Source organism: Chitinimonas koreensis (genome assembly GCF_014353015.1).
Taxonomy (GTDB): domain Bacteria; phylum Pseudomonadota; class Gammaproteobacteria; order Burkholderiales; family Chitinimonadaceae; genus Chitinimonas; species Chitinimonas koreensis.
Window position 1 is genome coordinate 2584145 of the sequence record NZ_CP060704.1, and the last position, 14266, is coordinate 2598410.

Sequence of the window (14266 nt, forward strand, 5' to 3'; positions counted from 1 at the left end):
AACCTGAAGCTACTATAGGGTCAAGCGTTTCATCGCAACCGGGCGGAGGTGCCCATGAAGATCGGCGAAGTCGGACAGATCGCGCAGTGCAGCGTCGAGACCATCCGCTACTACGAGAAGGAAGGGCTGCTGCCGGAGCCGGAGCGCACCGCCGGCAACTTCCGCAGCTACGGCCCGCAGCACGTCGAGCGGTTGCGCTTCATCCGCAACTGCCGCGCGCTGGACATGACCCACGGCGAGATCCGCACCCTGCTGGGCCTGATGGACAAGCCCGACGACGGCTGCGGCGCGATCAACCACCTGGTGGACGAACACATCGGCCACGTCGACGCGCGCATCGCCGAGCTGCAGCAGCTGCGGCAGCAGCTGACCGTGCTGCGGCGGCAATGCCGGGCCGAGCAGGCGACCGGCGACTGCGGCATCCTGCAAGGACTGGCGGCGATGGAGACCGAGCCGCGGCCGGAGCGGCACACCCACCTGGGCTGAGGGCCGCGAGCCGACCAACGATGCCCGGCAGGACATCCTGTCCTCGGCCGAAGCGCCGGCCGGTCCGACCGAGGCGCGAGCCGGCTGGAATCCCCGTGGCGGTGGAGGACGGGGGCCGATCAGCCGGGACGGCGGGTGTTCCCATCGCGGCCCGGCCGGTCCGCCGGAACGCAGGCGCTGTTGCGTATCCGGCAAACGGCAAGAATGCGGACGACGGTCGGCGCGGGCCGATTCCGGTAGTTTCCCGGCCCGGCCGGAGGCCGATTACGTGTTATCGATCGCATGGCGGCCGGAGTCCGGATGGACCGACATGACCTTCGCGGCTGGGACCGAAACCGCGCAGAGGCCGTCCGGCCAGACCAGTTGATCCGCGGCCTGATTGCGACGCCGCCATTTCGCCATTTCCGGGCCTGCGCCGGATGGCTTCGAATTCCTCGAAAAATACCACTTGAATATTACTTGTCTGCCCGTCCCTGGAAACCGGCCGGGCGCTTGCTCGTGCTGCTCCGCAGCAATGCCCGTAATTCGAATTTCATGACTACGAATTGCAAGTAAATGATTTGAAATGAATTACTTGAATGCGGCAAAGCCTGTCCTAGCATGTCGATGACCTCGGCATGGCATCCCGGCCAATCTGGACAACCGCTCCGGAGCGGCCGGAATCGATCGGCATGGCGAGGCGCGAAGGACAAGAACAAGTCCACTCGAGTGCCAACAACGATCAGGATGGAGCAAACCTCACCATGTCCCACTGCAAGACCAAGCGGCGCGCGCTGCGCGCCATCACCCTGAGCCTGGCGGTCGCCGGCGCGCTCCATGCCCCGTCGGCCCTGGCGGCCAGCTGCGCCGCGGCCTGGGCCGAGGGCAAGACCTATACGGTCAACACCCAGGCGTCCTACCTCGGCAAGAACTACAAGGCGCTGCAGACCCATACCGCCTATGCCGGCTCCAACTGGAACCCGGCCAGCACCCCGTCGCTGTGGGGCTACCTGGAGGTCTGCAGCGGCACGCCGACGCCGACCCCCACCCCGACACCTACGCCTACGCCGACTCCCACCCCCACGCCGACACCGACCCCCACTGCGACGCCCACCCCGACTCCCACGCCAACGCCCACCCCGACCCCGGGCGGCGTGGTCAGCAGCGGCACGCTCGACTACCACCTGCTGCTCGGCGTCGGCACGGCGCAGGACAAGCTCACGCTCGACGGCGACAATTTCACCGATCTCATCATGTCGAACTACGTGGCCGGCGTGATGTACGGCCACCTGGTCAAGCAGTACTACCCGGGCATGCAGTTCAACAAGGACTACATGTACGGCTCGATCCTGGCCCAGCTGTTGCAGGAGAACATCGCCACCGGCACCTACTACAAGGCCAGCGGCAACCTGATCGCGCCCTCGCCCGACCAGGCCTCGGTGATGGGCACCGGCCAGGGCGGCCCCTACCAGATCAACAACTACGCGGCCGACATGGTGTCGGGCAGCTACGCGCCGGCCGGCCACTCGCTGATCAACTACGTGGCGCTGCAGAAGAACATCGGCTACACCATGGCCACCGCGGCCACCCAGAACACCAAGCCGACGCCGCCGTCGTTCAACGACAAGTACTACAGCCCGATGCTGACGGCCTATTTCCACTACACCGATTTCATCGCGCTGGTGGAGATCGGCAAGGGCACCGGCGGCTGGACCACGCCGTGGCAACCCGACTACGACAACGCGCTGGCCAACTTCAAGAACCTGCCGAACAACTTCCTCGAAGTGCTGCTCAACGTCGCCTACAACCAGGGCTTCTACGGGCCGCTGATGAAGCGCTACAGCACCCAGGGCGCCACCGCCACGGCCGCCACCATCGCCACGGTCAACAACTACGCCTCGGTCTGGGGCAAGACCGATACCTACGAGCAGTATCCCTACCAGGTCCACTACTACCTCGACCAGCTCTACAACAAGCCGATCCCGACCACCAGCGCCACCACCCTGGTCACGCCGAACAACCACGTCGCCTTCAAGATCCCGCTGCTGGCGACGGTGTTCTCCAACGTGTTCCAGAAGCTCGGCTACCAGAGCGGCGGCCAGTACCTGACGATCTCGGCGGCGCAGGCGCAGACGGCGTTCAATGCCGCGCTGTCCTACAACGGGGTGGCGAGCACGGCGACGCTGGACCTGAGCAATGCGGCCGACCGCGCCAAGATCTTCGGCGTGCTGGAGAGCGCGATCGCCAACCTCGAGACCAATCTGGCGATCAAGTTCAATGCGACGACCAATGTGCAGCTGTAAGACATAGAAGTCGGGCAAAGTCGCATAGAGATGGCATACCTGCGGGTGTGCCATTTTTTCGACGACAGCCAGGCGGGCTGGTAGTTCACAGAAGCACTGCGATATATTTCGCCGTGGGTCAAGTGACTTGGCCTTTGTAAATGACAATGCAATATCAGGCCCTTATGGGTCTTTTTTAATTTTGCTTCTAATAGCCAGCAGGGATCGATGATGCGTGGAATATTGGTGACAAGCTGCCTGGTATTGGCGCCGCTCTTTGCGAAAGCAGGTTGCTACAACGAAGGGACTGAGATTCTCTGCGTCCCGCCGTTGGTCTCCATTACATCCCCGGCCAGCGGTGGCAGCTACCTCGCTCCCGCCAGCCTGTCTCTCGCAGTGTCCGCTACCGATGACGGCGATAGAGCCCGGTTGGCCAAAGTCGAGCTTTATCGCAACGGCGTATTGATCGATCAGCGCACCGCATCCAATGCAGCTGCGATCAGCTTCAGCACCGCGGTCAGCGGCTTGTCGGCTGGCAGCTATAGCTTTGTCGCCCGAGCCTACGATGGCGGCAATAGAAGCCGAGACAGCAATACTGTCCTGGCGACGGTCACTGCCAATCAGGTGCCGACAACCCAGTTGTCAGCACCTGCCTCAGGTAGCAGCGTCAAATCCCCTTACAACGGCACCATCGCAGTCGCGGTCACGGGCTCGGCCAGCGACAGCGACGGCAGCATCGCCCGCATCGAGGTACTGGTCGATGGCAGCGTCGCCGCCAACATCGCTGCCGCCAGCGTCAATACCAGCGTGGCGCTCGCACCCGGTACCCGCCGCATCCTTCTCCGTGCCTACGACAACAGCGGCGCCTCGGCCGACAGTGCCGAAGCGACCGTCAACGTGGCAGGCATCGGCCCGGTCACCGGCAACGTCGAAGGCATCACCAACGATGTGTCGGGCAATCCGCAACTGGTCGGCTGGGCCTGCGACAAGGCTGCCGCTCAATCGATCGCAGTGCATCTCTATGCCGGCGGTGCGGCTGGTGCCGGCGGCACCATGATCGCCAGCACCACCGCCAACCTGGCCAGCGAGGCTGCGGTCTCGACCGCTTGCGCTACCAGTGGCGTGGCCCATCGCTGGACCATCCCGCTCGCCGCCTACCGCGAAGCGCAGGCCGGCAAGACGCTGTACGTGCACGGCATTTCTACCATCGGCGGCAGCAACCTGGCGCTGCCGCAGTCGGGCAGCTACACCATGCCGGCGCCGCCGCCCGGCCCGGTGCTGGGCGGCGTCGACGGCATCGTCTACGACGCGGCCGGCAATCCCTCGCTCAATGGCTGGGCCTGCGACAAGCGGGTCAACCAGTCGATCACCGTCCAGCTCTATGCCAACGGCGCGGCCGGGACCGGCACTCTGCTGACCAGCACCACCGCCAACCAAGCCAGCAACGCAACGATTGCGCAGAACTGTGCCACCAGCGGCACCGCCCATCGCTGGTCAATTCCATTGGCCGCTTATCGCGCGACCTACGCCGGCAAGGTGCTCTATGTGCACGGGGTATCGCAATCGGGCGGCAGCAATGCGCAACTGACCCAGTCGGGCAGCTTCAGCATTCCGGCTGCCGATGCATTGCTGCCGGTATCGATCCAACCGCCGCACTTGGCCAACGCCGAAGCAGGCAATCTGCCGGCCGGCATTACCGTCAGCGACGGCGCAGTTCTCTACAGCCTGCCGATCAGCGTACCGCCAGGCACTGCCGGGCTGGTCCCAAGCCTGGCATTGGGCTACAGCAGCCGAGGGCCGAATGGCGCGTTGGGTCAAGGTTGGCAACTGACCGGGCTGTCTACCATTCATCGCTGCGGCCGTACACTGGCGCAAGACGGCAAGGCCGACACGGTCCGTTTCGCCACGACCGACCGGCTCTGCCTCGACGGTCAGCGCCTCGTGCTGGCCAATGGCCCGGCCACGGCGGGCCAGCCACCCACCGATGCGTCCTACTGGGCCACGAACGCCGAATACCGTACCGAGATCGAGAGCTTCAGCCGCATTACCCGCTATACCGGCCCTCGGCCGGCAAGCAGGGCTTCAAGGTCGAGACCCGCGAGGGTCGGACGCTCTACTACGGCTTGCTGGAAGACAGCTACGTCGATGGGCAGGGTAGAAGCGACGGGCAGGCCTATCGCTGGGCGCTGAGTCGCGTGGAGGACCGCTCCGGCAATCGAATCGACTACCAGTACGACGAAAATGCGACGACCGGCGAGCACCTGCTCAAGAACATCCGCTGGGGCGCAAATACCGCTGCAGGACTGAACCACCATGCCAAGGTCGAGTTCCTCTATGAGGACCGGCCGGATGCAGATGCCCTTTACCTGGCGGGTAGCCATATCGATCGGCGTAAGCGTCTCTACGCCATCCGAACCTACGCCGATACGGCAGCGGATGGGAGTGGTGGAGCGCTTGCATTGAACTATGCGCTGACTTACGTCGTCAGCTCGACCAGCGGGCGAAGCCAGCTCAAGCAGGTGAAGGCATGCGACAGCGCGAATACCTGCCTGCCCGCCACGACTTTCGGCTGGGGTAGCGCTGGCGTTGGCGAACTCTGGCAGCGTTTCACCAGCTTCGACGCCGACCCGACCTTGCAGCCCGGCGATTTCAACGGCGACGGCCGTTCCGATCTGCTCGGCCAAGTGTTGATGCTGTTCGACGGTACCAGTATGGTCGTCCAGCCGGGTACGCTCGATGGCGCCAACAAGCTGGTCGGCGACTTCGATGGGGACGGTGTTTCGGACTATGCCTACGAAGCCGAAACACCCGCCCCAGGCCATTGGCAGGTCTGTCTTTCCACCTACGCCAAGGGTACCGCCGGCTTCGATTGCCGTGACTGGATGGGCTCCATCTATCGCCGGGGCGTCGATCAGTATGGCAAGAGCCAATACCGCGTAGTCGACTTCGATGGTGACGGCCGTGACGACATCATCGTCAAGACTGACTACCAGACTTACGCCGGCGCCTTGTGCCGTTCCACCGGCAGCAGGTTCGAATGCCAAGCGGGCAGCAACTACGGCAAGCTCGCCAATGTGCACGAACCGGTCGCACTCGACGGTGAAACGCTGGTGCCGGAACGCGCAGGCCGTCCCAGCCTGGGCGACTTCGACGGCGACGGCCTGGCCGATATCGCCCGCATCGATCCCACCCGCCTCAAGCAGGGCTTGGGCGTCACCCTCGAGGTCTGCCGTGGCCAATCCTCTGGCGCGGTCTGTCAAACCTGGTACCAGGGCGGCGCCTTGTCGCCTTACCAAGTGATGGAATCCAAGGTCGGAGGGAGCCTGGTCGGTGACTTCAACGGCGATGGCTATGCCGACGCGCTGTTCATGTTTTCGAGCAATCCTTTTGGGACGGTCCTGACTGGGACGCTGTTCTGCTACTCCACCGGTAGCCGTTTCGACTGCAATTGGCAGAATCCGCCTGCCACAGGTTTGCCAGCGCCTGATGCAGGACAGATTGCCGACGTGGACGGCGATGGCCAGCCGGAATTGTTCGGCAGGAGCAGTCTCTGCCGCTACAGGTTCGGCACTCTCAACTGCGCCGCGGCAAGTCGTGATCCGGTCGGCGGTAGCGGCGACAATTTCGGCCGGGTCGGCGATTTCGACGGCGATGGTTTGCTCGACCTCGTTTCGGTCGGCCTCGTGCGAGAGATCGATCCCATGCAGCGATTCGGCCTCTATCGGCTGAATCCGCTACCGGAGGCCGACAAGCTGGTCAGCGTCACCGATGGATTGGGCAACCAGACGCAGGTCAGCTATGTCAGAGCTAACGTCGCCAGCACCTATACCTCCGCCGTCAAGCAGGCTGACGGCCAGCCGCTGACCGTAGCCTGGCCGACTCGCAGACTCAATCCGAGCCAGGTTGGCCCGCTTGTCTACACCTTGCGCCAGGGCAACGGCCAGGGGGCTGGCTGGAGAACCGCTATAGCTACGCAGGTGCCATGCTCGACTTGCAAGGCCGGGGCCAGCTCGGCTTTGCCCTGGAGCAGAGTACCGATCCGATCCGCGGAGATATCCAGACCGACTGGAACAATTTGGCTTGGCCATATACCGGCATGGCGACCACTAGTCGCTTGCAGATCGGCAGTGTCATTCTGAATGACGCCGTCAGCACGCCCGGGCTGATTTCGAGCACGCTGGCAAATGGGCAGAAGACCGCCCTCCCCTACGTCAGACAAAGTGTCGTGACCCGGCGGGACCTGGACGGCAGCGCGCTCGGCACCACCACCACGATCAACACCTATGGCGACGGCTGGGGCAACCTGACCCAGCAGGACGTGACGGTGAGCGGCGGCGTCACCGGCGGCAGCAAGACCTACACGGCCAGGACGGTCACCACCTACCTCAACGACGCCACCACCTGGCTGATCGGCCGGCCCGACCGGGTGACGGCCAGCAAGACCCGCGACGGCGTGACCATGTCGCGCGTGATCGACTACGACTACGACGCCCAGGGTCTCCTGAAGACCGAAACGCGCGAACCGACCGACACCAGTCTCAAATACAAGCTGGTGACCAGCTATGACCGCAGCGCCAACGTCTTTGGCTTGGTGAACAAGAAGACGCTGGCCTGGCGTGATCCGGCCAGCAACACCGACAAGACCCGCGTGATCGAGGACGTGACCTACGACGCCAAGGGCCGCTTCCCGACCACGGTGAAGAACGCGATCGGCCAAGCCGAGACACGCGCCTACGACCCGAAGACCGGCGTGCAGACCAGTCTGACCGGCCCCAATGGCCTGACCACGACCTGGACGGTGAACGGCTTCGGCCGCAAGACCAAGGAAACCCGCGCCGACGGCACCGAGACCCGTTACTACCTCGAGCAGTGCGATGCCAATTGCCCGGTCAACGCGACGCACGTCGAGATCGCCGATCACTTCAAGGGCGCGGACCGCATCGCCGTGCCGAGCCTGGCTTACCGCGACAGCGCCGGCCACGTGCTGCGCACGCAGACCTACGGCTACGACGGCCGTGCCATCGTCACCGACCAACGCTACGACAGCCGCGGCCGGCCGTGGGAAGCCGACCAGCCGCGCTACAGCGCCGACGCCGCAATCCTGGCCAGCCGCCAGGCCTACGATGCGCTCGACCGGGTGACGGCGGTCACGACCCGCGACGAAGCCGGTACCGAACGCAGCGCCACCACGCAGTACAAGGGCCTGGTCACGATCCAGACCAATGCCAAGAGCCAGAGCAAGACCGACGAGCGCGACGCGCTGGGCCTGCTGGTGCGGAGCACCGACGCCAAGGCCGGCGTGACGCTGTTCGGCCGTGACGCCTGGGGCAACCTGAGCCAGACCACCGACCCGAACGGCAATGTGATCAAGGTCACGTACGACGCGCTGGGCCGCAAGACCGACCTGCAGGACCCTGACCTGGGCCTGATCCACTACGACGTCGACCCACTGGGCCAGGTGTGGCAGCAAATCAGCCCGAAGCAGCGCGCGGCGAGCCAGTCGACCAAGTTCGAGTTCGACGCGCTGGGTCGGATGACGGCCCGCTACGAGCCGGACCTGGAAAGCCATTGGGTCTACGACCACGCCACCACGCCGGCCAGCTGCGCAGCGACCAAGAGCTGCGGCCAGTTGGTGGAAAGCTATACCGGCACCTCCACGGCCAAGGACTACCGGCGTCTACACCTCTACGACAGCCTGGGCCGGCCGAACACCACTACCACGGTGCTCGACACCACCAGCTATGCCAGGACCCAGGCCTACGATGCATGGGGCCGGCCGAGCAAGCTGACGGTCCAGCGTAGCGGCGGTACGGTCAAGGGCTACGACAATCGCTACAACGCACTGGGCTACCTGGCGCGGATCGAGCGGGGCAGCCTGGTGCTGTGGCAATCGAACGCGCAGGACGCGGCTAACCGCGTACTACAGGCCAGCCTGGGCAATGGCCTGAATATCGACACGGTCTACAACCCTAACACCGGCCGATTGACCAAAGACACGCTCAAGACTGCCGCGGCTGCAGTGCGGCTGGATGAGGGCTACCAGTACGACCTGCTGGGCAACGTGAGCCTGCGCACGCAGTACTGGGACGGCAGCACGGGCTTCTCGGAGACCTTTTCCTACGACACGCTGAACCGGCTCGAGTGGAGCGAAGTGTCGGGCAAGGTACGGCAGAACTTCACCTACGACGCGATCGGCAATCTGCTGAGCAAGACGGGCGCCGGCACGGGCAGCTACGTCTATCCCACGCAAGGCGCGACGGCAACCCGGCCGCACGCTGTGCAGAGCATCCCCGGCATCGGCGCCTTCGCTTATGACGACAACGGCAACCAGACCAGTGGCGCGAACCGCACGCTGACGTGGACCAGCTTCGACATGCCCAAGAAGATCACCGAGGGTAGCGTCTCGAGCGAGTTCGTTTACGGGCCGGAGCATCAGCGGACCAAGCAGTTGAAGCAGGACGGCAGTACGGTCTACTACGCGGGCAGTCAGGAAGCGGAAAACAAGGCAGGCATCTGGACGATCAAGACCTACTGGCCGAGCGACCTGGGCGTCGAGATCGACGTGGTGAATGGCAGCACGACGACGACCACGCTGAACTGGATCCATACCGACCGGCTGGGCAGTGTGATTGGCATCACTGACCAGACGGGCGCCCTGAAGGAAAAGCTGGCCTACGACGCGTGGGGCAAGCGGCGGAGCCTGGATGGCGCCACGACCCTCGACACGCTCGACGGGGTAGTGGACAACAAGGGTTTCACCGGCCACGAGATGCTGGACGGGCTGGACCTGGTGCACATGAATGGGCGGGTGTACGACCCGCTGGTGGCGAGGTTCATCAGCGCCGATCCGATCATTCAGGCGCCTTACTACAGCCAGAGCTACAACCGTTACAGCTACGTATGGAACAATCCGACGAATCTGACCGATCCCAGTGGATACAGAGCCGATCAGTTAGTTGAGCAAGTTCCCGAGCGAATTGAGATCGCAGGGCAGCGGTTGGCTGAGCAGCGGATTGAGGTCGTAGGGCAATGTTTGCGACTATGTCAGGTCAAGCGAGGGCTACGCGAGCTGGCGCGCGTCAAGGGGACGATGGCGGCAGGCGAAGTGGCGGGGGAACCTTGGCAGCACGATGGGCGGCTGCTGGCCCAGCTGTCAGGATGGGCGCGCCAGTGCTGGTCGCGGCGGCGCCCCCTGTATTGGGTGCGGCGGCGGCATGTGTAAGGAGTGTTGTATGCGGAGTAGCAGTGGCCGTAGGTGCGTACTTTACTTACGAGATACTGACAAAAGACGATGCTGAGGCAGATGCTGAGAGTCTAAATGCTGGTGGTACAAACACTGAAGACAAGAAGAGAGGACAAGGAAAAGACAATCAGCCTAAGAGTGATCTACCTCGCGACGAATCTGGGAACTATGTGCCGCACCCCGATGCTGAAGGGCCTCATACAACCATCGGGACAAGACCCGGTAGCAAGGGTGGTTCCTATACGCAAGGTGCAACCTTTGGTGAGAATGGCAAATTCGAAGGTCGAACTGACGTAACGGATCATGGTCGGCCACAGAATCACCCCAACCCACACTGGCATCCGGCAACAGGTCCTAATAGTGTCGGCAATGCAGAGCCTATTCGCCCATAGGAGCTGAAGCGAAAATGAACAAAGTTAGTGATAAATGGTTTCAGCTTGTAATTCGGGACCAGAACCTTCTGTCGGGAAGTAGCGTTCTAAGGTTCCTTGAACCAATAGTCGCAATGTTAAATATTCGGTACGTCTTGCTTAAAGACTTGATGGGTGCCACACCTGGGTTGCTTGGTGCGGATGGGACCTTGATGACTATCGATACTTTCATGAAACGTGTCGGTATTGCTGCTCAGTATGATTGGGCATTCTTCTACCTTTATGTATTCGAGCCTGGAGATGTTGCTGATGATGAAGATCTAGCTCTAATCGGAGGCGCGGACCTAACTGTTCGGCTTGTGGATGGTGCGTATTTCTATGTCTATGGCAAGAGCGGAGCAGTATTAGATGAACTGCAGAAAATACATTCTTTTTCGGAATGTGTGCTGGGAAGTCTTGATGAATTTGATGTTCCCTATTAAAAAATGCCTCCGAGTGGCCTTGTTGCATAACCTCCCCGAGCCAGGCTTGACGTGGGTTGCAGGTTGATTACATGAAGCCGCCGAAGTCCCGATGCCGCACGACGAACTGGTATGAGTACAACCGCAGCCTGCAAGCCCGAGGCGACCTGACGATTTGGTTCTCGCCGGAGGTGGCATGGCACAGCAATGAGCGCGAAGGCCAGGCCGGCGCGCCGGCGCAGCCAAGTAGGGTGGGCAGGTTTTATCTGCCCACGCGGCTGCGGAACGATAAGTTCCCGATTAATCAAGATTTCGACGAGATAAGCTCCCGTCGAATTCACTTAGTAAAGCGATGGACTAACGAGTGGCTGTCACTCGAAGCAACAGCAACTCATCGATCCTACAATTTGACCAGGCTACGATCTGTCGGTGTTTTCGCAGACATACCTGAGTAATATTGCGCAGTCTAAATAATCGTCCGCGCAAATGTCTGGGCTTTGAAAAAATGGGCCGAGGTGTTTCAGCGGGAAATCAGCAATCCAAAAATGGGCGTTGCACTTCAGGGTTGAAACGACCATGCCACCACGCCGGCCAGTTGCGCGACCACCAAGAGCTGCGGTCAGTTGGTGGAAAGCTATACCGGCACCTCCACGGCCAAGGACTACCCGGCCGCATGCGGTGCAGAGCATCCCCGGCATCGGCGCCTTCGCTTATGACGACAACGGCAACCAGACCAGTGGCGCGAACCGCACGCTGACGTGGACCAGCTTCGACATGCCCAAGAAGATCACCGAGGGTAGCGTCTCGAGCGAGTTCGTTTACGGGCCGGAGCATCAGCGGACCAAGCAGTTGAAGCAGGACGGCAGTACGGTCTACTACGCGGGCAGTCAGGAAGCGGAAAACAAGGCAGGCATCTGGACGATCAAGACCTACTGGCCGAGCGACCTGGGCGTCGAGATCGACGTGGTGAATGGCAGCACGACGACGACCACACTGAACTGGATCCATACCGACCGGCTGGGCAGTGTGATTGGCATCACTGACCAGGCGGGCGCCCTGAAGGAAAAGCTGGCCTACGACGCGTGGGGCAAGCGGCGGAGCTTAGATGGTGCCACGACCCTCGATACGCTGGACGGCGTTGTGGACAACAAGGGCTTTACCGGCCACGAGATGCTGGACGGGCTGGACCTGGTGCACATGAATGGGCGGGTGTACGACCCGCTGGTGGCGAGGTTCATCAGCGCCGATCCGATCATTCAGGCGCCTTACTACAGCCAGAGCTACAACCGGTGCAGCTACGTATGGAACAATCCGACGAATCTGACCGATCCCAGTGGATACAGAGCCGATCAGTTAGTTGAGCAAGTTCCCGAGCGAATTGAGATCGCAGGGCAGCGGTTGGCTGAGCAGCGGATTGAGGTCGTAGGGCAATGTTTGCGACTATGTCAGGTCAAGCGAGGGCTACGCGAGCTGGCGCGCGTCAAGGGGACGATGGCGGCAGGCGAAGTGGCGGGGGGAACCTTGGCAGCACGATGGGCGGCTGCTGGCCCAGCTGTCAGGATGGGCGCGCCAGTGCTGGTCGCGGCGGCGCCCCCTGCATTGGGTGCGGCTGCGGCCTGTGTAAGGAGCATTGTATGTGGCGTGGCAGTAGCCGTAGGTGCGTACTTTACTTACGAAATACTGACAAAGGACGATGCCGAGGCAGATGCTGAGAGTCTGAATTCTGGTGGTGTAGAAGGGGCAAATAGTGAAGTTCCAAGTAATGTAGGGCCGGGGCCGTATGCTGGGACTCTGTACCGGCTGGCCCAAGCTCCAGGCCGACTAAAGAGCAGCAGGATAAAATTAATGAAATAGGTGACCGAGATGGTTGTCACACATGTGGCACCAAAGATCCTGGCACAAAGAGCGGAAATTGGATTGGTGATCATCAAGACCCAACCAAGTTAAATCCCGAAGGGAAGCCTCAGCGGTATTACCCACAATGTAAAACATGTAGCAATGAACAAGGAGGGAGAATTCGATGGCTTCCGAAACCGTAAAGGCAAGCGATGGTAGCGCAGAATGGATCAAATCTGGCGGGGGCCACTTATATGTATGGAGCGTACACTAGTGCATCAGTGGCGAGGGGTTGAAGGAAGTAGTACGGCAGCAGCATTGGCGGAGGGCTATGCAAACGACTATCAAATGGCTTGCAGTGTGCAGGACTACTTGGGGGTCATTGAGCTAGATAGTGGTAATGCATTGATTTTGGGCGATATGCCACTAGAGACGCGGACTTGGCATTGTAAAGACGGTTTCTTTTCTATTGTTCGAATATTCTATGCTGATCCAGATGTGGATGTAATCCAATTACTTGAGGATGCTGGAGATATTGATGCCATGGACTCAGTCGAGTCGGTGGATGTAGAAATTAAAACGGGCGAACTAGTGTTGTTTGATTCGGCGTATCCCGGCTGGGACATGGGTGACATGCACTTGTTCTTTAATATTCCACCTGGTAAATATACAATAATCACCAAGCAATGTGAGCCGGATGATCGGACATCAGTCTTGATTCATCAGTTTGGTTCACCGCAGATCGTTTCAATGGCGACATCAGCACTGCCCAGCCCACTGTCCAGATAAGCTTTTGGTTCCGTTGAAGCGCTAACATTCTCACGCCGAATGGCCAGCCCGTTGGTGAGGTTGTCGGTAGCGCAACTGATGACGTTAGGACAGTTCACTTGGCAATAACTGGCTATCCGGAAAAGGGGTCTGGTGTAAATAGAATCTAAAATAGCGAGGTACATTCTCTATGCCCGACTTTGCGATTATCGAATCGAGCTCTACGGCACTAATGCGTGCAACCCTGTCAACACTTTCTGAATCTGAAAGGGGAGGGATACAAGATTACATAGATGTTGGCGAGTACGGATTGGCATTGAAGACTGCAGTGGCAATATATACAGAAGAAGAAAAAGAAGCGCCGCTTGAAGTTGTTAACATGGTCGTAAATTTAGCGAGATTAATTTCAATTGACCCTGAGCCATTTCTTAAGCGCTTGCGATCTAAATGAGGCTATGCGATCTAGTGTGCACGTCACGGGAGGGGGCTGTGGCGGCCGGTGAAGTGGCCGGTGGAAACTTGGCGGCGCATCGGGCCGCCGCCGGGATGGGGCGCTGGTACTGGTCGCAGCATTTGAGGCTGCGGCGCATGTCGGGGCTAATTGTATTTAGCGTAGAGGGTGAAGGCTAGCTTCATAATCTATGAGTTTGAAAGGTCAATCCCAATTGGAAGGTGTGAATGAAATGACTTTGCGAAGATTCCTTACTTTCGCATTCCTGTCGGGCTGCATGTACCATGTTCTATAGAGCATAACCCACATCAGCCTCCGAGGTTTTTCATGGAACTGCCGCCTCCAATAGGACGTTGCTCAATTTAAAGAAAAGCCACTAGAAGGCTTAA

General features: G+C 60.7%; 9 protein-coding genes. All 9 read left to right on the plus strand.

Translation table 11 applies throughout. The features are described from left to right. The first annotated feature begins 54 nt into the window (after positions 1 to 54). The 9 genes from cadR to H9L41_RS11100 all read left to right on the plus strand — a co-directional run bounded on the left by cadR (position 55) and on the right by H9L41_RS11100 (position 13877). Entirely contained in the window at positions 55 to 486 is a 432-nt protein-coding gene (cadR, locus tag H9L41_RS11060; protein WP_028445968.1) for a Cd(II)/Pb(II)-responsive transcriptional regulator, read from the plus strand. A gap of 743 nt (positions 487 to 1229) precedes the next feature. Continuing rightward, the gene (locus H9L41_RS24655; protein WP_028445969.1) at positions 1230 to 2768 is read left to right on the plus strand and encodes a carbohydrate-binding protein; all 1539 of its coding nucleotides are present in this window, start codon (positions 1230 to 1232) and stop codon (positions 2766 to 2768) included. A 210-nt stretch (positions 2769 to 2978) separates the two neighbouring features. Further along, positions 2979 to 4937 (plus strand): Ig-like domain-containing protein, encoded by a 1959-nt coding sequence (locus H9L41_RS11070; protein WP_265584042.1) that lies wholly within the window; start codon positions 2979 to 2981, stop codon positions 4935 to 4937. Next, entirely contained in the window at positions 4871 to 6886 is a 2016-nt protein-coding gene (locus H9L41_RS11075) for a hypothetical protein (protein WP_187523827.1), read from the plus strand. Before H9L41_RS11070 ends, H9L41_RS11075 begins: the two co-directional genes overlap by 67 nt. An 86-nt stretch (positions 6887 to 6972) precedes the next feature. After that, a complete protein-coding gene (locus tag H9L41_RS11080; protein ID WP_187523828.1) occupies positions 6973 to 9969 on the plus strand; it encodes an RHS repeat-associated core domain-containing protein in 2997 nt (998 codons plus the stop codon). A 427-nt stretch (positions 9970 to 10396) separates the two neighbouring features. After that, positions 10397 to 10843 (plus strand): hypothetical protein, encoded by a 447-nt coding sequence (locus tag H9L41_RS11085; protein WP_157461985.1) that lies wholly within the window; start codon positions 10397 to 10399, stop codon positions 10841 to 10843. Between the two features lie 657 nt (positions 10844 to 11500). Then, on the plus strand, positions 11501 to 12676 hold the full coding sequence (locus tag H9L41_RS11090; protein WP_187523829.1) for an RHS repeat domain-containing protein: 1176 nt from the start codon (positions 11501 to 11503) through the stop codon (positions 12674 to 12676). Positions 12677 to 12931: 255 nt separating this feature from the next. Then, positions 12932 to 13447 carry an Imm21 family immunity protein gene (locus tag H9L41_RS11095; protein ID WP_187523830.1) on the plus strand — a complete coding sequence of 172 codons (516 nt, stop codon included), beginning with the start codon at positions 12932 to 12934 and terminating at the stop codon, positions 13445 to 13447. A 169-nt stretch (positions 13448 to 13616) separates the two neighbouring features. Further along, positions 13617 to 13877, plus strand: coding sequence for a hypothetical protein (locus H9L41_RS11100; RefSeq protein ID WP_187523831.1), 261 nt, complete (start codon positions 13617 to 13619; stop codon positions 13875 to 13877). The last annotated feature ends 389 nt before the right edge of the window (positions 13878 to 14266 follow it).